Source organism: Streptomyces sp. YJ-C3 (assembly GCF_053891275.1).
Window position 1 is genome coordinate 6,762,273 of record NZ_CM132685.1, and the last position, 24,590, is coordinate 6,786,862.

A 24,590-nucleotide genomic window follows, 5' to 3' on the forward strand; every position below is an offset into this window, starting at 1 on the left:
TGCCCAGGGGGCCGGGTCTCAGCCCTTCGACGCCTTCTTCTCCGCGGCGTCCTCGATGACCGCCTCGGCGACCTGCTGCATCGACAGCCGGCGGTCCATCGACGTCTTCTGGATCCAGCGGAACGCCGCCGGCTCCGTCAGCCCGTACTCCGTCTGCAGGATCGACTTCGCCCGGTCCACCAGCTTGCGGGTCTCCAGACGCTGGGTGAGGTCCGCGACCTCCTGCTCCAGCGTCTTCAGCTCCGTGAAACGCGAGACCGCCATCTCGATCGCCGGCACGACGTCGCTCTTGCTGAACGGCTTCACGAGGTACGCCATCGCGCCCGCGTCCCGGGCCCGCTCGACGAGGTCGCGCTGGGAGAACGCGGTCAGCATCAGGACCGGCGCGATCGACTCCTCGGCGATCTTCTCCGCCGCGCTGATGCCGTCCAGCTTCGGCATCTTCACGTCGAGGATCACGAGGTCCGGGTTGTGCTCACGGGCCAGCTCGATGGCCTGCTCACCGTCGCCGGCCTCGCCCACGACGGTGTAGCCCTCTTCCTCGAGCATCTCTTTGAGGTCGAGGCGGATCAGGGCCTCGTCCTCGGCGATGACGACACGGGTCGTCAGCGGCGGGACGTGCGACTTGTCGTCGTCGGCGGCGTCAACGGGCTGGGGCGACTCGGGGGCGGTCACGGGGGCGCTCCTTGTTCGGGCAGGCTATGGGCTGCTCCTAGAGACTACCTAGCTGCGGCCGCGCGTGATGACCCGGTACACTTCCGACGCGGCCAGCGGCCGGGCCGGGTTGGTGGAACGGTATACACGGAGGTCTCAAACACCTCTGCCTGAAAGGGCTTGCGGGTTCGAATCCCGCACCCGGCACACAGTTCCGTAAGCGGATGTTCGCATTCTCGTGAACATCCGCTTTTTGCTGCGCGGCGTCACAATCGCTCACGCACAGTTACCCCATGGAACAGCACGCACCTTCGGTACGGGCACAAGCAATCGCGCTGATGCGCCAGGGCGTCGCCAACCGCGTCGTCGCGGAGCGGCTGAACGTCCCGAGGGGAACCGTCGGCTGGTGGCGCAGCGAGGACCGCAGAGCCCGAGGTGAGGCGTACGAGCCGGTGACGGACTGCCCCAGGTGCACTGGCCGTGACTTCGGCAAGGCCGCCTATGCGTACTTACTCGGCCTCTATCTCGGCGACGGCCACATCATCTCCAAGCCCCGACAGCACCACCTGTCCATCTTCTGCAACGCCACGCAGACCGGGTTGATCGCGGCCGCCGCGGAGGCCATGCGCCATGTCATGCCGCTCCCTCGCGTGAGCCTGCGCGAGAGGCCCGGCTGCATCGAGGTGAAGTCGTACACCAAGCACTGGACCTGCCTGTTCCCCCAGCACGGCCCCGGCAAGAAGCACGAGCGCGAGATCGCCCTGGTCTCCTGGCAGCGGGAGATCGTCGACGCGCATCCCTGGGAGTTCGTGCGGGGTCTGATCCATTCCGACGGCTGCCGGATCACGAACTGGACCACCCGGCTCGTCGGTGGCGAGCGCAGGCGCTACGAGTACCCCCGGTACTTCTTCACCAACAAGTCCGACGACATCCGGCAGCTCTACACGGACACCCTCGACAGGCTGGGTGTCGTCTGGACGCACTGCACGCGCAACGGCAGCCCGTACAACATCTCCGTCGCGCGTGCGGCAGACGTCGCCCTCCTCGACCTCCACGTGGGACCCAAACACTGACCCGCAATAGGACCCGTCACAGCACCCCCGCCCGCCCCCTGGGACCCGCCCCAATTCCCCCGCGAGTTCTTGACCGGCCCACCCGCCTCGCACGATGTTCGGGGTCACACCCATCCGTCGTCCGAAGAGGTACGCATGAGCCCGATCAACCGGCGCCGCTTCGTCGCGGCCGCGGCCGGCGCCGCCGCGGCCGCCGTGGCCGTGAGCCCGGAGTCCGCGTTCGCAGCAGGGTCCGGCAGGAGCGTCGGCGCGACGGACGAGGACGGTCCGGACTTCGGCGACAGAGGCGATTTCACCGACGCCGACAAGGGGTTCGTCGCCGCTCTGTCCCCGGGCGTCGTCAGGAATGCGGACGGCAAGGTCGTCTGGGACAACGACGCGTACGACTTCCTGAAGAGGGACGCTCCGGCCACCGCCAGCAAGAGCCTGTGGCGGCAGTCCCAACTCGTCCGCAAGCAGGGCCTGTACAAGGTCACCGACCGGATCTATCAGGTCCGGGGGCTCGATCTGTCGAACATGACGATCGTCGAGGGCGACACCGGCATCATCGTCATCGATCCGCTGATCTCCGCCGAGACGGCCGCCGCCGCGCTGAAGCTGTACCGGGACCATCGCGGCGCCGGCAAGGAGGTCACCGCTCTTCTCTACACGCACCCGCACGTGGACCATTTCGGCGGCGCGTACGGCGTCCTGCCGAACGGGGCGGGGGACGTGCCGGTCGTCGCGCCGGAGGGGTTCCTGGAGCACGCGGTGTCGGAGAACGTGTACGCGGGGACGGCGATGACGCGTCGCTCCGCCTATATGTACGGCGCCCAGCTCCCCACGTCGGCCAGGGGGCAGATCGGCTGCGGTCTCGGGCAGAACGTGTCGCTCGGGACCGTCGGGCTGATTCCGCCGACCAGGAGCATCACGCGGACCGGGCAGGTCGAGACGTACGACGGCGTGCGGTTCGAGTTCCAGATGACGCCGGGGACCGAGGCGCCCGCCGAGATGAACTTCGTCCTCCCGGATCTGCGGGCCGTGTGCATGGCGGAGAACGCGACGCACACGATGCACAACATCATCACGCTGCGCGGTGCGCAGGTGCGGGACGCCCGCCAGTGGGCGCATTGTCTGGACGAGTCGATCGGCCTGTTCGCGGGGCGGGTGGACGTGGCGTTCGCGTCGCATCACTGGCCCACCTGGGGCGGCGACGAGATCACCGAACTGCTCACGCAGCAGCGGGACTTGTACGCGTATCTGCACGACCAGACCCTTCGGATGATCAATGTCGGGATGACGGGCCGGGAGATCGCCGAGGAGATGAGGCTGCCGCCCGCGCTGGAGGGGTGGGCCAACCGCGGCTACTACGGGTCCGTGAGCCACAACGTGAAGGGCATCTATCAGCGCTACATGGGCTGGTTCGACGCGAACCCGGCTCATCTGTGGGAGCACCCGCCCGTCGAGGAGGCGAAGCGGTACGTCAAGGCGATGGGCGGGCGGACGGCGACCGTGCTGAAGGCGAAGGGGTTCGCGCGGGACGGGGATCTGCGGTTCGCCGCGACGTTGTTGAACCACGTCGTGTTCGCGGATCCGGAGCACAAGGCCGCGAAGGCCGAACTTGCCTCTGTTTACGAGAAGTTGGGGTTCGCGACGGAGAACGCGGTCTGGCGGAACTTCTATCTCACCGGGGCCATGGAGCTGCGTGAGGGGGTGCGGCCCGGCGATTCGTCGACCGTGGGCCCGACGATGATGGCGGCGCTGAGCGTCGAGCAGCTCATCGATTCGGTGGCGATCCGTGTCAACGGGCCGAGGGCCTGGGATCTGAAGGTGCGGATGGACTGGAGTTTCCCGGCGTCCGGCGTCGTGTTCCATCTGACTTTGCAGAACGGCGTGTTGACGTATCGCAGCGATACGAAGGCGGATCCGGCCGCGGAGGTCACGCTGACCATGACCAAGCCTCAGTTGCTCGCTCTGCTGGGCGGCAAGGGGCTGGGGGACATCGGGGTCGTGGGGGACGCGTCGCTGTTGCAGAAGCTGCTGGCGGTCGTGGACGAGCCGGATCCCGGTTTCGCCGTGGTGACGCCGTAGGAGCGGGCGGATACGCGGCCGGGGCCGCACCCCGGGGAGGGGTGCGGCCCCGGCCGCGGTGGGTGACCGGTTACTTCGGGCTGTCGTCCTCGCCGATGTGGTGGATGCGGACGAGGTTGGTGGAGCCGGGGACGCCGGGCGGGGAGCCGGCGGTGATGACGACGATGTCGCCCTTGCGGCAGCGGCCGATCTTGAGGAGCTGCTCGTCGACCTGGGCGACCATCGCGTCGGTGGAGTCCACGTGCGGGCCGAGGAACGTCTCGACGCCCCAGGTCAGGTTGAGCTGCGAGCGGGTCGCCGGCTCGGGGGTGAAGGCCAGCAGGGGGATGGGTGAGCGGTACCTGGACAGGCGCTTCACCGTGTCGCCGGACTGGGTGAAGGCGACGAGGAACTTCGCGCCCAGGAAGTCGCCCATCTCGGCCGCCGCGCGGGCGACGGCGCCGCCCTGGGTGCGGGGTTTGTTGCGCTCGGTCAGGGGCGGCAGGCCCTTGGCGAGGATGTCCTCCTCGGCCGCCTCGACGATGCGGCTCATCGTCTTGACGGTCTCGATCGGGTATTTGCCGACGCTGGTCTCGCCGGAGAGCATGACCGCGTCGGTGCCGTCGATCACGGCGTTCGCGACGTCGCTGGCCTCGGCGCGGGTCGGGCGCGAGTTGTCGATCATCGAGTCGAGCATCTGGGTGGCGACGATGACCGGCTTGGCGTTGCGCTTGGCGAGCTTGATGGCGCGCTTCTGCACGATCGGGACCTGCTCGAGGGGCATTTCGACGCCGAGGTCGCCGCGGGCGACCATGATGCCGTCGAACGCGGCGACGATGTCGTCGATGTTGTCGACGGCCTGCGGCTTCTCCACCTTGGCGATGACCGGGAGGTGGCGGCCCTCCTCGGTCATGATGCGGTGCACGTCCTCGATGTCGCGTCCGCTGCGTACGAAGGAGAGCGCGATGATGTCGGCGCCGATGCGCAGGGCCCAGCGGAGGTCCGCCTCGTCCTTGTCGGAGAGCGCGGGGACGGAGACGGCGACGCCGGGGAGGTTGAGGCCCTTGTGGTCGGAGACCATGCCGCCTTCGACGACCTCGGTGCGGACGCGGGGGCCGTCGACGCCGGTGACCTGGAGGCTGACCTTGCCGTCGTCGACGAGGATGCGCTCTCCGGGGGTGACGTCCTCGGCGAGGCCGCCGTAGGTGGTGCCGCAGCTACGGCGGTCGCCCTGGATGCCGTCCTCGACGCTGATGGTGAACTCGTCACCGCGTTCAAGGAGTACGGGGCCTTCGCTGAAGCGGCCGAGTCGGATCTTCGGGCCTTGAAGGTCGGCGAGGATGCCGACGCTGCGGCCGGTCTCGTCGGAGGCCTTTCGCACGCGCTGGTAGCGCTCCTCGTGTTCGGCGTAGGTGCCGTGACTGAGGTTGAAGCGGGCTACGTCCATTCCGGCCTCGACGAGTGCCTTGATCTGCTCGTACGAGTCGGTGGCGGGGCCCAGGGTACAGACGATCTTTGCTCGGCGCATGATTCGAGCCTAGGCCTTACCGGCCGGTAGAGAATTGGCCGGGCGTGACTACTCAACGACCTTTGTATGAAGGGCTATTGACAAGCGCCGCTAAGTTTTGAATTTGATCGCGGGCGCGCTCCAATGAGCAGGTGGGATGTCAGAGCTGGGGCGGGTGCATCGTGAATCGCGCATTGACCTGGGCGTGCACGTGCTGGCGTTCGGGTTCGAGGTCGAGGGCGGGTGCGCTGTCGGGGGTGTCCCCGGCGAAGGCGGCGCGGGGCATGCCGCGGGCGAGTTCGCGCCCTGTCCAGGAGTGGTCCTCCGCTGCGACGTCGGCGAGTTCGACGAGGGCGGCGAGGGTGGTGCCGAGGGCGTCGGCGTATTCGCGGGCGCGCTGGACGGCTTCGTGGACGGCCTGCCGGCGTGCCTGGGCGTGGACCGGCGAGGTGGGGCGCAGGGACCACCAGGGTCTGTCGACGCTGGTGAGGTCGAGGTCGGCGAGGCGGGTGGCGAGTTCACCGAGGGCGGTGAAGTTGGTGAGGTCGACGGTGACGTGGACTCGGCCGTGGTGGGTGCGGATGCGTTCGCCGCGGCCGTGTTTGGCGAATTCGGGGGTGAGGGAGAAGGCTCCGGTCTCGAGGTTCTCGACGGCGTCGCCGTAGGTCTTGACGAGGTCGAGGACGCCGGTGTTGCGGCGGGTGAGGTCGTCGAGGGTGGCGCGGCGGTCGGTGCCGCGGGCGCTGACGGTGATGCCGATGCGGGCGAGTTCGGGGTCGGCTTCGAGGTGGGCTTCGCCGCGGACGGCGATGCGGGGTGCCTCGGGTGTCCCGAATGGCGTGGGTTCGGCGGGTGTGGGGGTCATGGCCCCACTGTCTCACTGGTGTCCGCCCCCGGCCGGTCATCGGATCGAAACCTGGAGGGGGTGTTGCGGGGGTGGGTTCTGCGCCAGAATCTACGCGCGTTACACGTGTGTTGACTCATCGCCAGTGGTGCCCCGAGGAGTACAGAGATGCCGTTGAACCGCAGAAGGTTTCTGGGACAGTCCGCCGCGACGGGCGTGGGGGTGGCGCTGACCGGCGCCCTGGCCGCACCGGCCGCGGAGGCCGCGGAGCGGGGTCACGGGCACGGGCACGGACCCGAGAGGCGGAAGCGGTACTCCTTCACGGTCATGGGCACGACCGACCTGCACGGGCACGTCTTCAACTGGGACTACTACAAGGACGCCGAGTACGCGGACACGGCGGGCAACGCGCAGGGTCTGTCGCGGATCTCGACCCTGGTGAAGCAGGTGCGCGAGGAGAAGGGCCGTGGCAACACGCTCCTGATCGACGCGGGCGACACGATCCAGGGCACGCCGCTGACGTACTACTACGCGCGCGTGGAGCCGATCACCGCGAAGGGTGGTCCGGTGCACCCGATGGCGCAGGCGATGAACTCGATCGGCTACGACGCGGCGGCGCTCGGCAACCACGAGTTCAACTACGGCATCGACACGCTGCGCACGTTCGAGTCGCAGCTGAAGTTCCCGCTGCTCGGGGCGAACGCGGTGGACGCGAAGACGGAGCGGCCGGCGTTCCGGCCGTATGTCATCAAGAAGCTGCGCACGCCGCACGGCAAGGACGTGAAGGTGGCGATCCTGGGGCTGACGAACCCGGGGATCGCGATCTGGGACAAGGCGTACGTGCAGGGTGTGCTGAAGTTCCCCGGCATCGAGGAGCAGGCCGCGCTGTGGGTGCCGAAGCTGCGCTCGATGGGCGCGGACGTGGTGATCGTCTCGGCGCACACGGGTGCCTCGGGCACGTCGTCGTGGGGCGATCAGCTGCCGTACGTGGAGAACGCGGCGGCGAACGTGGCGGCGAAGGTGCCGGGGATCGACGCGATCCTGGTCGGGCACGCGCACGTGGAGATCGAGCAGCAGGTCGTGACCAATGAGAAGACCGGGAAGCCGGTCGTCCTGTCGGAGCCGCTGTGCTACGCGGAGCGGCTGGCTCTCTTCGACTTCGAGCTGGAGTGGGAGAAGGGCCGCTGGACGGTGGCGTCGGTGTCGTCGAAGCTGCTGAACTCGAACACGGTGGCGGACGACCCGAAGATCACGAAGCTGCTCGCGGACGAGCACGCGCTGGTCGTGAAGTACGTGAACCAGGTGGTGGGACGGGCGACGGCGACGCTGACGACGGAGGACGCCCGTTACAAGGACGCGCCGATCATCGATCTGATCAACAAGGTGCAGGCGGATGTCGTGACGGAGGCGCTGAAGTCGACGCAGTACGCGTCGCTGCCGGTGCTGTCGCAGGCGTCGCCGTTCTCGCGTACGTCGCAGATCCCCGCGGGGGACGTGACGATCCGCGATCTGTCGAGCCTGTACGTGTACGACAACACGCTGGTGGCGAAGTTGCTGACGGGTGCGCAGGTGCGGGCGTACCTGGAGTACTCGGCGGAGTATTTCGTGCAGACGGCGGCGGGTGCGGCGGTCGATGTGGACAAGCTGACGAACGCGAACAACCGGCCGGACTACAACTACGACTACGTGTCGGGTCTTTCGTACGACATCGACATCGCGCAGCCGGCGGGTTCGCGGATCAAGAACCTGAAGCACGGCGGTGCGGATCTGGACGACGCGGCGCAGTTCGTGTTCGCGGTGAACAACTACCGGGCGAACGGCGGTGGCGCGTTCCCGCACGTGGCGACGGCGCAGGAGCTGTGGGCGGAGTCGATCGAGATCCGGACGCGGATCGCGGAGTGGGTGACGGCGAAGGGCGTCCTCGACCCGGTCGACTTCGCGTCGGTGGACTGGAAGCTGACGCGGGACGGGACGCCGGTGTTCTAACCCTGGAGTTTGATCAGATTGCCGCGCTCACCTGTCTGCTGTCCGGGCAGGGGGGCGCGGTTCTCGTGTCCGGTGAGGCCGAAGGTGGTGAAGGCGGTGCGCCGGGGCTGCGGGTAGGGGTCCTTGCCCGTCAGGGAGTTGAGGATGGTGGAGCTGCGCCAGGCGGCGAGGCCGAGGTCGGGGGCGCCGACGCCGTGCGTGTGGCGCTCGGCGTTCTGTACGTACACCGCTCCCTGCACCGACTTGTCGAGGACGAGGCGGAACTGCTCGTCGATCCGCGGGCGTTCGCTGTTGTCCCGGCGGATGTAGGGGTCGAGTCCGGCGAGCATCCCGTCGAGCGGGCGCTCCTTGTAGCCGGTGGCGAGGACGACGGCGTCGGTGGTGAGGCGGGAGCGGGTGCCCTGTCCGCGGTGTTCGAGGTGGAGTTCCACTTTGGTGGTGGCGACGCGGCCGGCGGTGCGAACGCTGACGCCGGGGGTGAGGACGGCGTCGGGCCAGCCGCCGTGCAGGGTGCGCCGGTAGAGCTCTTCGTGGATGGCGGCGATGGTGTCGGCGTCGATGCCCTTGTGGAGCTGCCACTGGGCGGGGACGAGGCGGTCGCGCTCGGGTTCGGGGAGCTGGTGGAAGTACGAGGTGTAGTCGGGCGTGAACTGCTCGAGGCCCAGCTTGGAGTACTCCATGGGCGCGAACGCCTCGGTGCGGGCCAGCCAGTGGATCTTCTCGTGGCCCGCGGGGCGGTGCCGGAGGAGGTCGAGGAAGATCTCGGCGCCGGACTGGCCGCTGCCGATGACGGTGACGTGTTCGGCGGCGAGCAGGCGCTCGCGGTGGTCGAGGTAGTCGGCGGAGTGGACGACGGGCACGGTGGGCGCGTCGGCGAGGGGCTTGAGCGGCTCGGGGACGTGGGGCTCGGTGCCCACTCCGAGGGCGACGTTCTTCGTGTACGTGCGGCCGAGGGCCTCGGCTTCTCCGTCGGCGTCGAGCTGGGTGAAGTCGACCTCGAACAGGGCGCGTTCGGTGTTCCAGCGGATGGCGTCGACCTGGTGGGAGAAGTGGAGTCCGGGCAGGTTCTCGCTGACCCAGCGGCAGTAGGCGTCGTATTCGGAGCGCTGGATGTGGAAGTTCTCGGCGAAGTAGAAGGGGAAGAGCCGCTCGCGGGTCTTGAGGTAGTTGAGGAACGTCCAGTGGCTGGTGGGGTCGGCGAGGGTCACCAGGTCGGCGAGGAAGGGGACTTGGAGCGTGGCGCCGTCGATGAGCAGCCCGGGGTGCCACTGGAAGGCGGTGCGCTGTTCGTAGAAGACGGTGTCGAGCTCGGTGAGGGGGTGGGCGAGCGCGGCGAGGGAGAGGTTGAAGGGGCCGATGCCGATGCCGACGAGGTCGCGGGGCGCCTCGTCGGGCGGGGTGGCGGACTGCGGGGTGGGCGCGGCTGTCATCGGGGCGTGTGTCCTTCCACCAGTTTCAGGAGGGCGGCGAGGTCGCCCGGTTCGGTGTGCGGGTTGAGCAGGGTGGCTTTGAGCCAGAGGGTGCCGTCGTCGGTGCGGGCCCGGCCGAGGACGGCGCGGCCTTCGGTGAGCAGGCCGCGGCGGATCGCGGCGATGGTCTCGGCGCTCGCGCCCGTGGGCCGGAACAGGACGGTGGAGAGGGTCGGGGTGTCGTAGAGCTCGAAGGCGGGGTGGGCGTCGACGAGCCGGGCCAGGTGGTGCGCGAGGGCGATGACCTGGTCGGTGAGGGCGCCGAGTCCGGTGCGGCCGAGGGCTTTGAGCGTGACGGCGATCTTGAGGATGTCGGGGCGGCGGGTGGTGCGCAGGGAGCGGCCGAGGAGGTCGGGCAGGCCTGCTTCGGTGTCGTCGTCGGCGTTGAGGTAGTCGGCCTGGTACGTGAGGGCCTGTACGTCGGCCGGGTCGCGTACGGCGATGAGTCCTGCGGCGACGGGCTGCCAGCCGAGCTTGTGCAGGTCCAGGGTGACGGTGTGGGCGCGGGCGAGGCCGTCGAGGAGGGTGTGGTGGCGGGCGCTGAACAGGAGGCCCGCTCCGTAGGCGGCGTCGACGTGCAGGCGGGCGCCGTGCTGTTCGCAGACGTCGGCGATCTCGGGGAGCGGGTCGATGAGGCCGGCGTCGGTGGTGCCGGCGGTGGCGGCGACGAGCTTGGGCCCGGGCAGGTCGGTGAGGGCCTCGTCGAGGGCGGCGGGGTCGAGGGTCCCGGTGGGTGCGGGCACGGCGATCGGGTCGGGCAGACCGAGCAGCCAGGCGGCGCGGGCGAGGCTGTGGTGGGCGTTGTCCCCGACGAGGAGCCGGACGGGTGCGCGGTGGCGGGTGGTCTCCCGGGCCAGCAGGACGGCGAGCTGGTTGGCCTCGGTGCCGCCGGTGGTGACGAGGGCGTCGCCGGGCGCCGTGTCGCCGTACACCTCGCGGGCGAGGGCGGCGGTCACGAGGGCTTCGAGGGCGGAGGCGGCGGGGGCCTGGTCCCAGGAGTCCATCGAGGGGTTGAGGGCGCTCGCGGCGAGGTCGGCGGCGGTGGCGACGGCGAGCGGCGGGCAGTGCAGGTGGGCGGCGCACAGGGGGTCGGCGGGGTCGGCGGCGCCTTCGGTGAGCGCGGTGACGAGGGTGCGCAGGGCGTCGTCGGCGCCGGTCCCCTGCTCGGGCAGGAGGGTGCCCGCCCGGTCCTGCAGCCGGGTGGCGACGGCGTCGGGGCCGCCGGCCGGGAGGGGGCCGCCGCGGAGTGCGGCCCCCTCCTGGAGTGCGTCGAGGACGGTGGTGAGCAGGGGCCGCAGGGCGTCGGGGCCCTGGGTGCCTCCGGCGAGGGGCGGATGAGCGCTCACGGGCGCAGCCCGTTCCTCGAAAGGGCGGTGGTGGGCGACGGGCGGGCGCTCATGGGGGTCCTTCGGGTGCGTGACTGGCGGGGCGGCCACGAGGCCGTGCGCCCACCAGTCTTGAACCTTCGGGAAGTAGACCTTCGGTAAATGCGACAGGAATACCCGAAAGGGGTACTCCTTGGCCGGAAAGGTCTGTTGGTGGTGTATAAGGCGTGGCGGTTAGGGCTGTTGGGCCTGCCGTACCCGCAATGCCCTTGCGAGGTCGTCGAGTTGGTCGGTGAGCTTGCGGCGCAGGGCCGGGGTGGGGGTGCCTTCGGCGAGGGTCCGCTCGCCGAGGTCGAGGGTGTCGGTGTCGATGGCGTACGTGGGGAAGGCGTGCCGTCCGGCGGCTTCGGCGATGGCGGGGCCGCGGCGGTCGGCGAGGGCGGTGACGTCGGTGAAGTAGCGGGGTACGTAGCACCGCAGCAGGCCGGCCTGTTCGGGCTGCCAGAAGCCCTGGGCGGTCGCGGTGAACAGGTAGTTGGACAGGTCCTGTCCTGGGTCGGTGGTGAACATCGCGTCCCAGGCGGCCTGTTTGGCCTGCGGGTCGGGCAGGGCGGCGCGGCAGCGGGCGGCGCCTTCCTGTCCGGCGGCGCTGGGGTCGTGGGCGAGTTCGGCCTCGATGACGGCCTCGTCGACGGCGCCGAGGACGCTGAGCCGGCCGAGGATGCGCCAGCGCAGCTCGGGGTCGAGGTCGGGGCCGCCGCGGACGGCGCCGGAGTCGTACCAGTCGCGGATGACGTCGGCGTGCTGGGCGGCGTCGACGAGGTGGCGCACGGCGGTCAGGCGCAGGCCGGGGTTGCTGCCGTCCTCGGTGCGGCGGATGAGGTCCTCGCACAGGGCGGTGAGCAGGGTGAGCGCGGCGGGGCGGTCCTCGGGGGCGCTGTAGCGGTCGGCGACCTGGGTGTGGGCGAAGGCGAGGACGCCCTGGACGAGGGCGAGGTCGGTCTCCGCGGCGAGGTGGGCGCCGACGGTCTCCAGGTAGGCGGCGGGCTCCAGTTGCCCGTCGCGGACCATGTCGCGCAGCGTGTTCCACAGGACGGCGCGGGTGAGGGGGTCGGGGACTTTGGAGAGGCCGCGCAGGGCCGCTTCCTCGGAGGCCGGGTCGAGGCGGACCTTGGCGTAGGTGAGGTCCTGGTCGTTGGGGACGATCAGGGCGGGCCGGGGGCCGAGGAACGTCTGGGGCGTCCGGTCCGCGGGCACGTCGACGTAAAGGCGCTCGCTCAGGACGAACGCGCGGTGGTCGGCGGGGTCGCGGTCGTAGCGGCCGAGGGCGATGCGGTGCGGGCGGCTGCCGGTGCGCTCGGCGGCGAGGGTCCAGGTGTCGTCGGTGCCGGTGACCCGGGCGGTGAGGGTGTCGACTCCGGTGGTGCGCAGCCAGGCGTCGGCCCAGGCGTGGACGTCGCGTTCGGTGGCGGAGGCGAGGGAGTCGAGGAAGTCGGCGAGGGTGGCGTTGCCGAACCTGTGGCGCTTGAAGTGGGTGTTGATGCCGGCGAGGAAGTCCTTCTCGCCGAGCCAGGTGACGAGCTGGCGCAGGGCGGAGGCGCCCTTGGCGTAGGAGATCCCGTCGAAGTTGAGGAGGGCGGAGGCGGTGTCCTCGACGGCTTCGGGGGCGACGGGGTGGGTGGAGGGCCGCTGGTCCGCGTCGTAGCCCCAGGACTTGCGGGCGACGCCGAAGTCGACCCAGGTGTCGGTGAAGCGGGTCGCCTCGGTGAGGGTCTGGTAGCCCATGTACTCGGCGAACGACTCGTTCAGCCAGATGTCGTCCCACCACTTGAGGGTGACGAGGTCGCCGAACCACATGTGGGCCATCTCGTGGGAGATGACCATGGCGCGGGTCTGCCGCTCGGTGTCGGTGACGGCGGAGCGGTAGACGAACTCGTCGCGGAAGGTGACGAGTCCGGGGTTCTCCATCGCGCCGGCGTTGAACTCGGGGACGAACGCCTGGTCGTAGGAGTCGAACGGGTAGGGCTCGTCGAACTTCTCGTGGTAGCGGTCGAAGCACGCGCGCGTGACGTCGAGGATCTCGTCGGCGTCGGCGTCCAGGTAGGGCGCGAGGGAGCGGCGGCAGTGCAGGCCGAAGGGCAGGCCGCGGTGTTCGGTGCGGACGGAGTGCCAGGGTCCCGCGGCGACGGCGACGAGGTAGGTCGACAGGAGCGGGGTGGTGGCGGCCTGCCACTTCCCCTCCCCCAGGTGTTCGGTGACGCTGTTGGCGAGGACGGTCCAGTCGTCGGGGGCGGTGACGGTGAGGTCGAAGACGGCCTTCAGGTCGGGCTGGTCGAAGGCGGCGAAGACACGCTGGACGTCCTCCATGAACAGCTGCGTGTAGACGTACGTCTCGCCGTCGGTGGGGTCGGTGAAGCGGTGCATGCCCTCGCCGGTGTGCGAATAGCGCATCGCGGTGTCGAGGCGCAGCTCGTGCGGGCCCTCGGTGAGGCCGGTGAGCGGCAGCCGGTTGCCGTCGAGCGAGGCGGGGTCGAGGGGCTGTCCGTCGAGGGTGGCGGAGCGCAGCTCGGCGGGTTTGAGCTCGACGAAGGTGTCCCCTGTCGCACGCGCGGTGAACCGGATCGCGGTACGGGAGTCGAAGGTGTCAGCGCCGGTGGTCAGGTCGAGGTCGACGGTGTACCGCTCGACGTCGATGAGCCGGGCTCGGGTCTGCGCTTCGTCGCGCGTCAGTACGGGCATGAGGTCATGGTGCCGTACGGCTCCGGCGCGGGAACAGGGCGGCTCGTGCGGCCCCGGCCAGGGGCGCGGGGAGCTGCGCGGCCGGCCACGACGGCGCGGCAGCCGCCGAGGGATCTCGACCGGCTACGGCGCCGCGGCCCCGGGGCTCTGGCCCAGGCCCTGCTCCTCGGTCGCCGGAGGGGCTCGATGGTGCGCCGGTGCGTGCGTCAGCGCTTGGTGTCCTCGGCGATCTGCTCGTGGTGGCGGATGACCTCGCTGATGATGAAGTTGAGGAACTTCTCGGCGAACGCGGGGTCGAGCTTGGCGTTCTCGGCGAGCTGGCGCAGGCGCTCGATCTGGCGGGCCTCGCGGGCCGGGTCCGCCGGGGGCAGGGCGTGCTCGGCCTTGAGGTGGCCGACCTGCTGGGTGCATTTGAAGCGCTCGGCGAGCATGTGGACGACGGCGGCGTCGATGTTGTCGATGCTGTCGCGGAGGCGGGCGAGCTCGGCGAGCACCTCGGGATCGACGGCCGACTGGTCTGCGGGCTTGCTGGTGGTCATGACGGATCAGCCTACGTGGACCATGGGCGGGTCGTCGGGGTCGGGGATCTTGTCCGACCAGCCGCCGGGTACGGCACGGCCCTGCTGCTCGCGGAAGCGGACGGGTGCGGTGCCGACGCGGCGGGTGAACAGGCGGGAGAAGTAGGCGGGGTCGTCGTAGCCGACGCGGCGGGCGACGGCGGCGACGGGCAGTTCGGTGGCGGCGAGGAGTTCCTTGGCGCGGCCGAGGCGGATGCCGAGGAGGTAGTCCTTGGGGCTGCAGCCGGCGCCTCTGCGGACGGCGGTGCGCAGTTCGGCGGGGGTCATGCCGTGCCGGGCCGCGTGTTCGGCGACGGACAGCGGCTGGAAGGCGTCGCGGGCGAGGGCCTGGAGGACGGGGTCGCCGTCGGGGGCCATGTCGGCGCGGGCGCGGCGCAGGGCGACGAGGAGTTCGTGGACGGCGGCGCCGGTCTCGACCTCCAGGAGGGGGTTGCCGCGGCGGGCGGCGCGGGCGATACGGCCGACGGCGGCGCGGGCCGGGGCGGCGTCGGAGAGGGGCACGAGGGGCCGGTCGGGCTCGATGTAGCCGAGTTCGGTGTAGGTGGCGGTGGCGGGGCCGGTGAAGTCGACGAAGCACTCGTCCCAGCCGGTGTCGGGGTCGGCTCCGTAGTGGTGGGGGCGGCCGGGGGTGAGCCAGATGAGGGCGGGGGCGGTGACGGGGGCGCGGCGGCCGTCGGTGCCCTGGAACCAGCCGCTGCCCGCGGTGACGACGACGGCGACGTGGTGGTCGAGGGTGCGGGGTCCGACGGTCGGCAGCAGTCCGTGCTGGAGGCCCACGCCGAGGCAGACCAGGCCGAGGCGGTGGTGGACCGGGCTGGGTGTGAAGTACCGCATCCAGGTGTGGTACGTGGACATATGTCCCCTCCCGTGGTGCTTGTCCTGCGTGTTGTGGTGGCGTTCGGGGCACCGGGGGCGCCTTCCCGCGTCCAACACCAGCCGATCTTTGTCCATGGACCCCGTGGCCCGCCAGAGGTGAAGGTGGCGGCCGGTAGGTGAGGCGCCTATCGGGCACGGAGGAGCACGTGATGGCCGAGTTCAGGGTGGGCGAGGACGACTTCGAGGTGGACGGCAGGCCGGTGCGGCTGCTGTCGGGTGCCTTGCACTACTTCCGGGTGCACGAGGAGCAGTGGGCGCACCGGCTGCGGATGCTGAAGGCGATGGGCCTGAACTGTGTGGAGACGTACGTCCCGTGGAATCTGCACGAGCCGCGGCCGGGCGAGGTGGACGACGTGGCGGCGGTGGGCCGGTTCCTGGACGCGGCGCGGGAGGCGGGGCTGTGGGTGATCGCCCGGCCGGGTCCCTATATGTGCGCCGAGTGGGAGAACGGCGGGCTGCCGCACTGGGTGACGGGCCCGCTGGGGGCGCGGATCCGGACCAGGGATGCGGAGTTCCTGGCGTCCGTGGAGCGCTGGTTCCGGGTGCTGTTGCCGTACATCACGGAGCGGCAGATCGACCGGGGCGGCCCGGTGATCATGGTGCAGGTGGAGAACGAGTACGGCAGTTACGGCTCGGACGGCCTCTACTTGCGGGCCCTTGCGGACCTTCTTGTCGAACTCGGTGTGACAGTGCCGCTGTTCACCTCGGACGGGCCCGAGGACCACATGCTGACGGGCGGTACGGTCCCGGGGATGCTGGCGACGGCGAACTTCGGCTCCCACGCGCGCGAGGGCTTCGCGACGCTGCGCAGGCACCGTCCCAAGGGGCCGCTGATGTGCATGGAGTTCTGGTGCGGCTGGTTCGACCACTGGGGCGCCGAGCACGTCGTGCGCGATCCGCGGGACGCGGCCGAGGCGCTGCGGGAGATCCTGGAGTGCGGGGCCTCGGTGAACCTGTACATGGCGCACGGCGGGACGAGCTTCGGCGGCTGGGCGGGGGCGAACCGGGGCGGGCGGCTGCACGACGGGCCGCTGGAGCCGGATGTCACGTCGTACGACTACGACGCGCCGATCGACGAGTTCGGCCGGCCCACCGAGAAGTTCTGGCTGTTCCGGGAGATCCTCGGCCGGTACGCGGACGGGCCGCTGCCCCAGGTGCCCGAACCGCCGGCGGCGCTCGCCGCGCCGGTCACGGCCGGGCTGACCGCGTTCACGCCGCTGGACGGTGTGCTGGAGGCGCTGGGCGGGCCGGAGACGGAGCACGCCGTGCCGCCGTCGTTCGAGGCGCTGGACGTGGACCGCGGCCTGGTGCGGTACGCGGTGACGGTGCCGGGGCCGCGCAAGCCGTATCCGCTGCGGGCGAGCGGGCTGCGGGACCTCGCCGTCGTGTACGTCGACGGGGAGCGGGCCGGGGTGCTCACGGAGGAGGAGCCGGTGCTCGCGGAGCCTGTCGCCGGGCACGCGCGCGTGGAGCTGTGGGTGGAGTCGCTCGGCCGGGTCAACTACGGGCCGCGCACGGGCGAGCCGAAGGGGATCACCACCGGGCTGCTGCACGAGCGGCAGTACGTCCACGGGGTGCGGGCCAGGGGGCTGCGCCTGGACGCGTTCGTGCCGGAGCGGGTGGCGTCCCTGCCGTCCGTGCCGCCGGGCGACGGGCTTCGGGGCCTGTACCGGGGGTCTTTCGAGGTGGCGGGGGCCGGGGACGCCTCGCTCGAACTTCCGGGCTGGACGCGGGGGTTCGTGTGGGTGAACGGGTTCTGCCTGGGGCGGTACTGGGCGGCCGGGCCGCAGGATGCCCTGTTCGTGCCCGGGCCTGTGCTGCGGGAGGGGGTCAACGAGGTGTGGGTGCTGGAGGTGGACCGGGCGGGTGAGCCGGGCGTGCGGCTGCGCTGAGGCGGGGCCGGGGGCGCCTGTTCGTCCGCCGGGTGCGGTGGGGCGGCGGGTGCGGCTTTCGCCGTGGCCCGCAGCGCAGTTCCAGGCGCCCCTGGATGCGCACCCGGCGGACGGGCACGCGTTCAGGCCCCCTGGAGCTCGGTCACCTCGAACGCGTCCAGGGTGAACTCGGCCGTGCCGTCGTCCCCGGTCTTGCGGAGCCCGACCCACGCCTCGCCCTGCGCGGGCGCGGTGAACTCGTAGGTGAGGGTCGCCGGTTGGGTCGCGACGGGCAGGTCCTTACGGTCCAGCTCCCGCGGCTGCGGCTCGTCGACCGCCGTGATCCAGGCGTACTGGCCGGCCAGCTCGCACGCGTACCGGAGGCGGACCCGGTACCGCTTGCCGGGCAGGAAGCGGACGGTGTGCGGGACCGTACGGTGGACGAGGCCGGTGTTCTCGCCGCGGGACTTCAGGGACTGGGTGCCGTCGATGACATCGTCGACGGCCTTGCCGTTCCAGCCGCGCTGCGTGAAGGGCGCGTGCCGCTGCGCGATGTGGGTGCGCGGATCGGTGGAGCCGCCGGCGTCGCCCTTCACGAAGGGGCCCCAGCCCTGCGGTACGTGCTCGAAGTCCTCGGCGGCGAGGACGTCCCGGGGAACGGTGGGCCGCACGGCCGCGGCGATGCGTACGTTGTCGAAGCGGACGCGGGCCCGGCCGGCGTCCGCGCGCAGGGTGAGAGTGACGGGGCCGCCGCCCTCGGGGACGGTGAAGTACGTGAACATCCGCTGGAAGCGGGTGTCGTGCTTGCGGTCGGCGGCGACGTGGTTGACGGCGGTGGACGTGTCCGTCCAGTTGGTGGCGGTGACGCCGTCGGCGGTGCGCACCTCCAGGGAAGCCTTGCGCCGCTCCCCCGCTGTCGCACCGACCTCGACCTGGACGGACGCGACGTAGCTGCCGGGGGCGAGGCGGGACAGGCGCTGGGAGACGGTGGCGGCGGCGCCGGGCGCGATGACGAGTTCGTGGTCGCCGAGGTCGCTGAGTGCGACGGCCGCGGGGCCGGTGACCTGCCAGCCCGCCAGGGAGCCGGAGTGGAATCCGGGGTCGTGGAGCGGGGTGCCCTGCCCCCAGTCGGGGTCGCGGTCCAGGTCGGTGCGGCGCCGGTAGAGGACGTACGGCTGGTCGGCGTCGGCGCGGAGCGTGACCTTGCCGCCGGCGACGGGCACGTGGGCGACGAAGACGCGGCCCTGGTCGGTGAGCCGGTACAGGGCGACGCGCGACAGGCCGGTCCAGGCGCGCGGGAGCTGCCAACTGCTGCTGCCGCCTTCGGGGTTGTAGTGGTACAGCTTCGCCGGGTCGGTGGCGTTGCGGGGTTCCCACGGCAGCAGGTAGGTGCCGTCGTCGTAGACGAGGCGGCCGTCGGTGGTGATGCGGCGGGTGCCGGTGGCGTCGCTGACGCTGGTGCGGGTGGCGCCGAAGAACGTGATGTCGTGGTCGCCCCACGCCTTGATGGGCTGCGCCTGGAGGTACTTGGCGGGCAGCGAGTGGGTCCAGATGAGCCGGTAGAAGGCGGTCCAGTCGGTCTTGCCGACCCAGCCTTCGAAGTTGCCCATGCGGGCGACGCCGAGGAGGGTGGGCCACTTGTCGGCGAAGACGTCCTTCTGGTGGTGCCGGATGAAGCGGATCAGCCGGGAGTTGATGCCGCGCGAGGTGTCGGCGCCGTAGTCGGTCTCGGTGGCCCAGTGCGACCACAGGGCGGAGCGTTCGAAGCCGTGGCCCCATTCGGTGGTGATGTTCCAGCCCTGCTCGCGGAAGGTGCGCTGGAGGCGGTCGGAGGTCCAGCCGGACTCGCGGAACACGTCGATGTAGAGGGTGTTCAGGGCCGGGTCGGTGTCGCGGCGCAGGTCGGCGAAGCGCCGGACGATGTCGCCGGAGACGAGGTCGCGGCGCTGGTCGATGCGGTAGCTCTGGTCGAGCCAGTCCCACTGTTCGTCCGTCTTGTCGACGAGGGTCTCGGAGAAGGCGTGGGCGACGGGGTAGGACTCGGTGGCGTTGACGTGCACGCCGAAGTCGCTGTTCCACTTCTTGCCCTCGCGGACCAGGGTGTTGAGGTCGTCGAGGCCGCCCGCGCGGGTGTTGTAGTTGCCCGCGTAGTCGGGGTGCGCGGAGTCGTGGCCCTCGGACTGGTAGCCCTTGAGCAGCGTGTACTGGCGCAGTCCGTCGGTGGCGAGGTGGATGCGCTTGACGTTGTCGAGGGTCGCGAGGAACGGGTTGGTGGCCTGCGAGGCGAAGTTGAACGGGATGTGCGGGACGACCCGCAGGTGCTGCTCGTCGGCGCCGCGCGGGGTGACGGCGATGGCGCGGAAGGCGATCGCGGCGTCCTGCCAGTCGACCGTGCCGTCGCCGTTCCGGTCACCGGTGACGATCACGGTGGCGTACGGGAGGGGTTCGGTGGCGTCGACGGGGGCGGTGGCGGCGCGGTGCGTCCACTGGCCGGGGGTGAGGCGGGCGGCGGTGTGGCCGTCGCCGCGGACGGTCTCGCGCCACAGGCGGCCGTTCTCCCAGGTGGTGCCCGCGGCGGTGTCGGGCTTGTCGTAGACCGTGTTGGTCTCGACGGCGCCGCCGAGGGTGTCGTGGGCGACGACGGCGTAGGCGCAGCCGGTGGGTGCTTCGGCCGGACTGTCGGCCTTCGGTGTGACGAGGGTGTCGCCGCTCTTGGCCTTGTCGAGCTGCACCTTCGCGGCGAGGAGGGCGGCGCCGGGCTGGTCGCTGCGGACGGACAGCAGCGCGAGGCCGGGGATCTGCAGGGTGCCGACGCGGAGTGCGGCGGTGTCGGCGATGCGGGTGACGCGCCAGTCGACGCGGAAGCCCTCGACGGTGATGCGTACGTCGATGGTGGTGCCGCCGTCGAGGGCGAGCCGGTAGTCGGCGCGGTCGGTACCGGCCGTCGACGTCACCTTCGGGGTGTGCTCGACGCCGTCGACGAGGACGGTCGTGACCGGGTCGGGCTGGGCGTGCAGGACGGCTCCGGTGGCGCGGTCGGTGTAGGAGACGACGGCCGGGAAGGCGGTGGCGACGCGGACGTCGAGGTCCCGGGAGCGGAGCACGGCGGCTGTACCGGCGGTGTCCGCGGCGCGGGCGGTGGTGGTGCCGGCGAGGCCGAGCGTCAGGGTGGTGCCCGCGGCGGCGCCGGCGGCGACGACGGCCCTGCGGCTGGGCCCGTCATGGCCTCTCGAGGGACCGGTGGGCGGCTTCGGCTGGCCTGTGGGGGGCACGGCGCACTCCTTCTCGCGGCGGTTCGGCGTGTCGATCACGATGCGCCGCGTGGGGCGAGGGCGCCCATGGACAAAGGAGGGACAGGTGTTGGACTAACGGACGCGCAGGGGCGGCCGGACCGCCCGTGAGGGGGTCTGGTGCCGGAGGCGGGCGGCCTTACTCTGGAGGCGCCGGGTCCGGGGGCGGGCCCCGGGGGAACACGGCCCGGCGGCCCCAGGGGGTGCGCGCGTGGCGAACGGCGGACCGGTGGTGCACGGCTATCCGCACCTGGAGACCGTGCGGTCGGCGATCACCGCGCTGTACAAGCGCCTCTCCTACGACACGGTGCACACCTTCGCATCGAGTGTCGTCCCCGCCGACGTGGCCTTCGGCGACCAGGACGATCTGCACCTGGGGGCGCAGCGGGTGGCGCGCGAGATGGTGCGGCACTATCACCTGCCGGACGCGCGCATGATCGTCGGCTTCCGGGAGATGCAGCACGCGGCGAGCGTCGAACTGGCCGCGGGGCCCGAGTACTTCATCGAGCTGAACGACCGGTTCCGTACGCATCGCCGGGACATCGGGGCGGCGCTGGCGCACGAGGTCATGCATGTGTATCTGCACCGGCTCGGCCTGTCGTTCCCGGGGACGCGGGACAACGAGATCCTCACCGACACGGCCGCGACGTACCTGGGCGCGGGCTGGCTGCTGCTCGACGCGTACCGGGAGGACGCGGCGTCGTCGCAGAAGCTCGGCTATCTGACGCCGGAGGAGTTCGGGTACGTACTGGCGAAGCGGTCGCTGGCGTTCGGCGAGGCACCGGAGACGTGGTTCACCAGCGCGCAGGCGTACACGGCGTACACCAAGGGTCTGGCGCAGGCGCGGCGCGACGAGCAGCAGCCGCCGTTGACCGCGGCGGGCTGGGCGGGCCGGCGCCGGTACGCGAAGGACCGCCGCTACGCGCAGGACCACGGCCCGCACGGGCCCGCGCCGGCCGGGCCGTACTCGTTCTCGGCGACCGGGCCGCAGGGGCGGTCGGGGCTGCGGGTGGCGTTCCCCTGCCCGACGTGCCACCAGCGGATCCGGGTGCCCGTGCGCGGGCGGGTGCGGGCGCGGTGCGGACTGTGCCGCACGGTCCTGGAGTGCGACACGTAGGGGGCGGCTCGCGGTCCGCCGAAGCCGTCCTGGCCGGCGGAGTCCCGGACTCGGGAGGCAGGGGCGCCGACATGCTGTGCGTCCGGGTGTGCCCCGGGGTGAGGGCCGAGGCGGGACGCTGCCGCGCGGCGCGTGACGGTGCTTTCACGGCCGGGCCGTCCGGGGCGGCGGCCCGGTTCCCGGCGGTGGCGGCGGACGACGGCGCGGGGCCGCCGTGCGCCCGTCCCACGACCGTGGGGGGATCTCCCCCTGGATCCCCCGTGGCCCCCGTGGTGGTGCGTCCGGGCACTTCGACCGTAGGGCGCCGCGGTTGCCCGGCGCCCCGGGAGGCGGCCTAGGGACTTCCCCGGTCCGCGTCCTGCGGGCTGCGGCCCGGCCGGCTGCGGTCGAGGCGGGCGGCGAGGCGGGTGCGGGAGTCGACGCCGAGCTTGGCGTAGATGCGGCCGAGGTGGTACTCGACGGTCTTCACGCTGATGACGAGTTCGCGGGCGACCTGCCGGTTGGTGAGCCCCGCGGTGACGTGCCGGGCGACGGCCAGCTCCTGCGGGGTGAGCAGCGCGGCGGCGCCCGCGCCGCGTTCCCGGCGCTCGCCGGGGTCGATGCCGCAGGCCGCCAACTCCCTTTCGCAGCGCTCCAGATCGGGCCGTGCCGCGAGCCGCGCGAGGAGGTCGCGGGCCGTGCCGAGCTGCTCGGCGGCGCGGGTCCGTTTCCCGGTGCGGCGCAGGAAGGCGCCGTACGCGAGGTGGGCGTGGGCCCGGTCGAAGGGGGCCGCGACGTGCGGGGCCTGTTTGAGCGCGGCGCGGTAGGCCCGGTCGGCGGCGGGGTTGTCCCCGCGGGCCGCTTCCAGGGTGCCGCGGGCGCGGGCGGCGCGCAGCAGGGCGCCGTGGTGGCCACGCCGGACGGCGATCACCTCGTACGGGGCGAGGGCCGCGGCGGCGCGCCGGTCCTCGCCGAGTGCGCTCCAGGCGTCGGCGAGCAGGTCCCGCCACGGGGTCGGTCCGGGCTCCTCGATGTCGCCGCGGCGGGCGAGCCCCGGCAGCGGCTCCAGGGCGAGGGCGACCTCCTCGTGGCGGCCGCGGGCGCGGGCGAGGTGGGCCTCGGCGAGCGCGGACCACAGGACGGGCTGGGCGTGGCCGAGGCGCGCGTATTCGGCGACGACCCGGGCGTGCGCCTCGGCCTTGGCGAACTCTCCCCGGGCGCTGTGAAGTTGAGCTGCCAGCATGCGGCAGTACAGGGCGATGTGCGGCTGGTCGGTGTCGGCGGCCAGGGTGAGGGCCTGGTCGGTGTGGGCCAGGGCGTCGTCCCAGGCGCCGATGCCGTGTTCGGCGGAGGCCAGGCACGTCGCGGTGACGACGCGGAACGAGGCGGCGCGGCTCCGGCTGCTCGCGTGGACGGCGGTCAGGTCCTGTACGGCGCCGGGGAGATCGCCCGTGATCTCGCGCAGGGTGCCGCGGCCGAGGAGTTCCTCCAGCTGGGCGGGGGTGGCGACGGCCGGGTCGGGCAGCGGGCCGAGCCCGTCGAGGGCCGCCGCCGCGCCGCCGCTCATCGCCAGGCCGCTCAGCCGCAGGTACCGGATCATGTCGGTGGCGGTGTCCTGCGGGGCGAGCCGCAGCGCGGTCTCCGCCCATTCGGCCATCTCGGCGCCGCGTGCCGTGCTCCCGCACAGGGCGGCGAACTGTCCGGCGACGCGGGCGCCGAGGACGGGTTCGCGGGCCGGGTCGCAGCGGCGCCAGGCGTCCCGGAGCAGGGCCTCGGCCCGGCCGAGGTCGAACAGGAGCAGCCGTCCGAGCAGATAGCTCCGCCAGCCGCTCGGCGCGAACTCGGCTATGTGCGCGGCGACTTCGGCGACGTCCGGGATGTCGCCGGCGAGCAGCCCGCACTCCACGGACTCCAGGGTGAATCGTTCGCGGCGGTCCGGGCGTGCGCTGAGCCGGGCGGCGTCGGCGAGTTGGCGCGCCGCGCACGCCCAGGCTCCGTCGGCGGCGAACTCCCTTCCTGCTGTGGCCAGTTCGTCGGCGAGCCGGTCGTCGGTGCCGGTGGCGGCGAGGGCCCGGTGCCGGAGGGCGGCCGCGCGGTCCGGGACGGTGCCGGCCGCGGCGCCGTGGAGTGCGGCGCGGCGGGCGGGGCCCAGGCGGTGGTAGACGGCGGCGTGCACCAAGGGGTGCGGGAAGCGGATCCCGTCGGTGCCGGGCCGGACGTCGAGGAGGCCGTTGTCGACGGCCTCCTCCCATGCGGCCAGCGCCGTCGTGGAGGGCCGGTCCGCCGCCGGTCGCGGGGCGGAGGCGGCCGGGCCCGGCGGTTCCCCGAAGGCGATCCGCGCCGCCGCCGTGAGGGTGCAGTGCGCGCCCAGGACGGCTGCCGCGCTGACGAGTCGCTCCGTCGGGGCGCCGCAGGCCGCGAGGCGGTCCAGGACCAGGGCCGTGAACGACTTCGGGGCCGGAGGTGTGACGTCGGGGCGTTCCAGCGCGTCGACCAGCGCCGGGCCCTCCTGGTCGAGGAGGGCGAGGACGTGCAGCGGGTTCCCGGCGGTGTGCGCGTGCAGGCGGGTCGCGGCCCGGGCGGTGAGCCGCAGGCCCGTCGCCCGGGCGGCCAGCCGGCGCAGCTCGCCGGGGTCGAGCCCGCCGAGCCCGACCCGTACGCAGCCGGCCGACGTGAACAGTCGCCGCACCCCTTCCGGGACCCCGCCGTGCTGCACGTCGCGGGCCACCACCAGCGCGACGACCCGGTCGGCCCGCAGCCGGCGCACGGCGAACGCGAAGGCGGTGAGCGACGCCGGATCGGCCCACTGCGCGTCGTCGACGACCAGCGCCACGGCGCCCGCGTCCCCGGCCTCCTGCGCCTCGTCGACCGCTTCGAGGAGCGCGGCCCCGGCCTCGACCGGATCGGTCCACGCCCGGCCGGCGCGTCCGCCGAGCAGCTGCTCCACCACGCCGAACGCGAGGCCGGTCTCGGCCTCCTCGCCGCTCGCGTGCAGCACGTGGGGCATGTCGTCGAGGAAGCGGTGCACCAGCGCCGTCTTGCCGACACCGGCCGCGCCCTCGATCAGCACCCGCTGCGGCGCCCCGAGTCCGGCGGCGCCGCGCGCGCGTTCCAGCACGGCCAGCGCGTCCCCGCGCCCTACGAACCGCTCGGCCTCCACCTCTTCAAGCTAGCGCTCCGCGAGGGCGCCCGGCCATCGGCGGCGGGGCCGCGGGGCGCGATGGGCCGCCACG

Annotated in this window: 15 protein-coding genes and 1 tRNA gene; 6 read left to right on the forward strand and 10 right to left on the reverse strand. The window is 72.1% G+C overall.

The annotated features are described in order from the left end of the window. Positions 1–18: 18 nt before the first annotated feature. A complete protein-coding gene (locus tag ACVHNB_RS30430) occupies positions 19–675 on the reverse strand; it encodes an ANTAR domain-containing response regulator (RefSeq protein WP_456226336.1) in 657 nt (218 codons plus the stop codon). A gap of 103 nt (positions 676–778) precedes the next feature. On the opposite strand from ACVHNB_RS30430, the gene ACVHNB_RS30435 reads away from it, so the two are divergent. From ACVHNB_RS30435 to ACVHNB_RS30445, 3 genes are all read left to right on the forward strand, one after another. Beyond that, positions 779–861 (forward strand) — tRNA-Leu (locus ACVHNB_RS30435). A gap of 86 nt (positions 862–947) precedes the next feature. Further along, positions 948–1,727 carry a helix-turn-helix domain-containing protein gene (locus ACVHNB_RS30440; RefSeq protein ID WP_456226337.1) on the forward strand — a complete coding sequence of 260 codons (780 nt, stop codon included), beginning with the start codon at positions 948–950 and terminating at the stop codon, positions 1,725–1,727. 135 nt (positions 1,728–1,862) lie between these two features. Beyond that, positions 1,863–3,797 (forward strand): alkyl/aryl-sulfatase, encoded by a 1,935-nt coding sequence (locus tag ACVHNB_RS30445; RefSeq protein WP_456226338.1) that lies wholly within the window; start codon positions 1,863–1,865, stop codon positions 3,795–3,797. A 70-nt stretch (positions 3,798–3,867) separates the two neighbouring features. Here ACVHNB_RS30445 and pyk read toward each other — a convergent pair whose 3' ends face one another. Both pyk and ACVHNB_RS30455 read right to left on the reverse strand, forming a co-directional pair. Next, complete coding sequence (gene pyk, locus ACVHNB_RS30450; protein ID WP_428955321.1) at positions 3,868–5,304, reverse strand: pyruvate kinase; 1,437 nt, start codon at positions 5,302–5,304, stop codon at positions 3,868–3,870. A 139-nt stretch (positions 5,305–5,443) separates the two neighbouring features. Continuing rightward, positions 5,444–6,148 carry an SIMPL domain-containing protein gene (locus ACVHNB_RS30455; protein ID WP_456226339.1) on the reverse strand — a complete coding sequence of 235 codons (705 nt, stop codon included), beginning with the start codon at positions 6,146–6,148 and terminating at the stop codon, positions 5,444–5,446. 147 nt (positions 6,149–6,295) lie between these two features. Between ACVHNB_RS30455 and ACVHNB_RS30460 the strand changes: the two genes are divergently transcribed. Beyond that, entirely contained in the window at positions 6,296–8,113 is a 1,818-nt protein-coding gene (locus tag ACVHNB_RS30460; protein WP_456226340.1) for a bifunctional metallophosphatase/5'-nucleotidase, read from the forward strand. Here ACVHNB_RS30460 and ACVHNB_RS30465 read toward each other — a convergent pair. The 5 genes from ACVHNB_RS30465 to ACVHNB_RS30485 form a co-directional block, all read right to left on the reverse strand. Continuing rightward, positions 8,110–9,543 carry a lysine N(6)-hydroxylase/L-ornithine N(5)-oxygenase family protein gene (locus ACVHNB_RS30465; RefSeq protein WP_428955318.1) on the reverse strand — a complete coding sequence of 478 codons (1,434 nt, stop codon included), beginning with the start codon at positions 9,541–9,543 and terminating at the stop codon, positions 8,110–8,112. The genes ACVHNB_RS30460 and ACVHNB_RS30465 overlap by 4 nt on opposite strands. Continuing rightward, complete coding sequence (locus ACVHNB_RS30470; protein ID WP_428955317.1) at positions 9,540–10,928, reverse strand: pyridoxal phosphate-dependent decarboxylase family protein; 1,389 nt, start codon at positions 10,926–10,928, stop codon at positions 9,540–9,542. The genes ACVHNB_RS30465 and ACVHNB_RS30470 overlap by 4 nt, the downstream gene beginning before the upstream one ends. 213 nt (positions 10,929–11,141) lie before the next feature. Beyond that, positions 11,142–13,646 carry an aminopeptidase N gene (gene pepN / locus ACVHNB_RS30475; protein WP_428955315.1) on the reverse strand — a complete coding sequence of 835 codons (2,505 nt, stop codon included), beginning with the start codon at positions 13,644–13,646 and terminating at the stop codon, positions 11,142–11,144. 206 nt (positions 13,647–13,852) lie between these two features. Then, complete coding sequence (locus ACVHNB_RS30480) at positions 13,853–14,185, reverse strand: chorismate mutase (RefSeq protein ID WP_456226341.1); 333 nt, start codon at positions 14,183–14,185, stop codon at positions 13,853–13,855. A gap of 6 nt (positions 14,186–14,191) precedes the next feature. Next, positions 14,192–15,079, reverse strand: coding sequence for a helix-turn-helix domain-containing protein (locus ACVHNB_RS30485; protein WP_428955313.1), 888 nt, complete (start codon positions 15,077–15,079; stop codon positions 14,192–14,194). A gap of 170 nt (positions 15,080–15,249) precedes the next feature. On the opposite strand from ACVHNB_RS30485, the gene ACVHNB_RS30490 reads away from it, so the two are divergent. After that, positions 15,250–16,992, forward strand: a complete 1,743-nt coding sequence (locus ACVHNB_RS30490; RefSeq protein ID WP_428955312.1) for a glycoside hydrolase family 35 protein — start codon at positions 15,250–15,252, stop codon at positions 16,990–16,992. Positions 16,993–17,114: 122 nt separating this feature from the next. On the opposite strand, the gene ACVHNB_RS30495 is transcribed toward ACVHNB_RS30490, so the two are convergent. Beyond that, positions 17,115–20,243 carry an endo-alpha-N-acetylgalactosaminidase family protein gene (locus tag ACVHNB_RS30495; RefSeq protein WP_456226342.1) on the reverse strand — a complete coding sequence of 1,043 codons (3,129 nt, stop codon included), beginning with the start codon at positions 20,241–20,243 and terminating at the stop codon, positions 17,115–17,117. 229 nt (positions 20,244–20,472) lie between these two features. Between ACVHNB_RS30495 and ACVHNB_RS30500 the strand changes: the two genes are divergently transcribed. After that, positions 20,473–21,378: a hypothetical protein gene (locus ACVHNB_RS30500; RefSeq protein WP_428955310.1), complete on the forward strand. Its 906-nt coding sequence runs from the start codon at positions 20,473–20,475 to the stop codon at positions 21,376–21,378. Between the two features lie 334 nt (positions 21,379–21,712). On the opposite strand, the gene ACVHNB_RS30505 is transcribed toward ACVHNB_RS30500, so the two are convergent. After that, complete coding sequence (locus ACVHNB_RS30505) at positions 21,713–24,517, reverse strand: LuxR C-terminal-related transcriptional regulator (RefSeq protein ID WP_456226343.1); 2,805 nt, start codon at positions 24,515–24,517, stop codon at positions 21,713–21,715. Between the last annotated feature and the right edge of the window lie 73 nt (positions 24,518–24,590).

Excerpts from the sequence above, each read along its gene's own strand:
- ACVHNB_RS30455 (WP_456226339.1), bottom strand. The coding sequence starts at position 6,148 with ATGACCCCCACACCCGCCGAACCCACGCCATTCGGGACACCCGAGGCA.
- pepN (WP_428955315.1), bottom strand. The coding sequence starts at position 13,646 with ATGCCCGTACTGACGCGCGACGAAGCGCAGACCCGAGCCCGGCTCATC.
- ACVHNB_RS30490 (WP_428955312.1), top strand. The coding sequence starts at position 15,250 with ATGGCCGAGTTCAGGGTGGGCGAGGACGACTTCGAGGTGGACGGCAGG.
- ACVHNB_RS30460 (WP_456226340.1), top strand. The coding sequence starts at position 6,296 with ATGCCGTTGAACCGCAGAAGGTTTCTGGGACAGTCCGCCGCGACGGGC.
- ACVHNB_RS30480 (WP_456226341.1), bottom strand. The coding sequence starts at position 14,185 with ATGACCACCAGCAAGCCCGCAGACCAGTCGGCCGTCGATCCCGAGGTG.
- ACVHNB_RS30485 (WP_428955313.1), bottom strand. The coding sequence starts at position 15,079 with ATGTCCACGTACCACACCTGGATGCGGTACTTCACACCCAGCCCGGTC.
- ACVHNB_RS30465 (WP_428955318.1), bottom strand. The coding sequence starts at position 9,543 with ATGACAGCCGCGCCCACCCCGCAGTCCGCCACCCCGCCCGACGAGGCG.
- ACVHNB_RS30440 (WP_456226337.1), top strand. The coding sequence starts at position 948 with ATGGAACAGCACGCACCTTCGGTACGGGCACAAGCAATCGCGCTGATG.
- ACVHNB_RS30445 (WP_456226338.1), top strand. The coding sequence starts at position 1,863 with ATGAGCCCGATCAACCGGCGCCGCTTCGTCGCGGCCGCGGCCGGCGCC.
- pyk (WP_428955321.1), bottom strand. The coding sequence starts at position 5,304 with ATGCGCCGAGCAAAGATCGTCTGTACCCTGGGCCCCGCCACCGACTCG.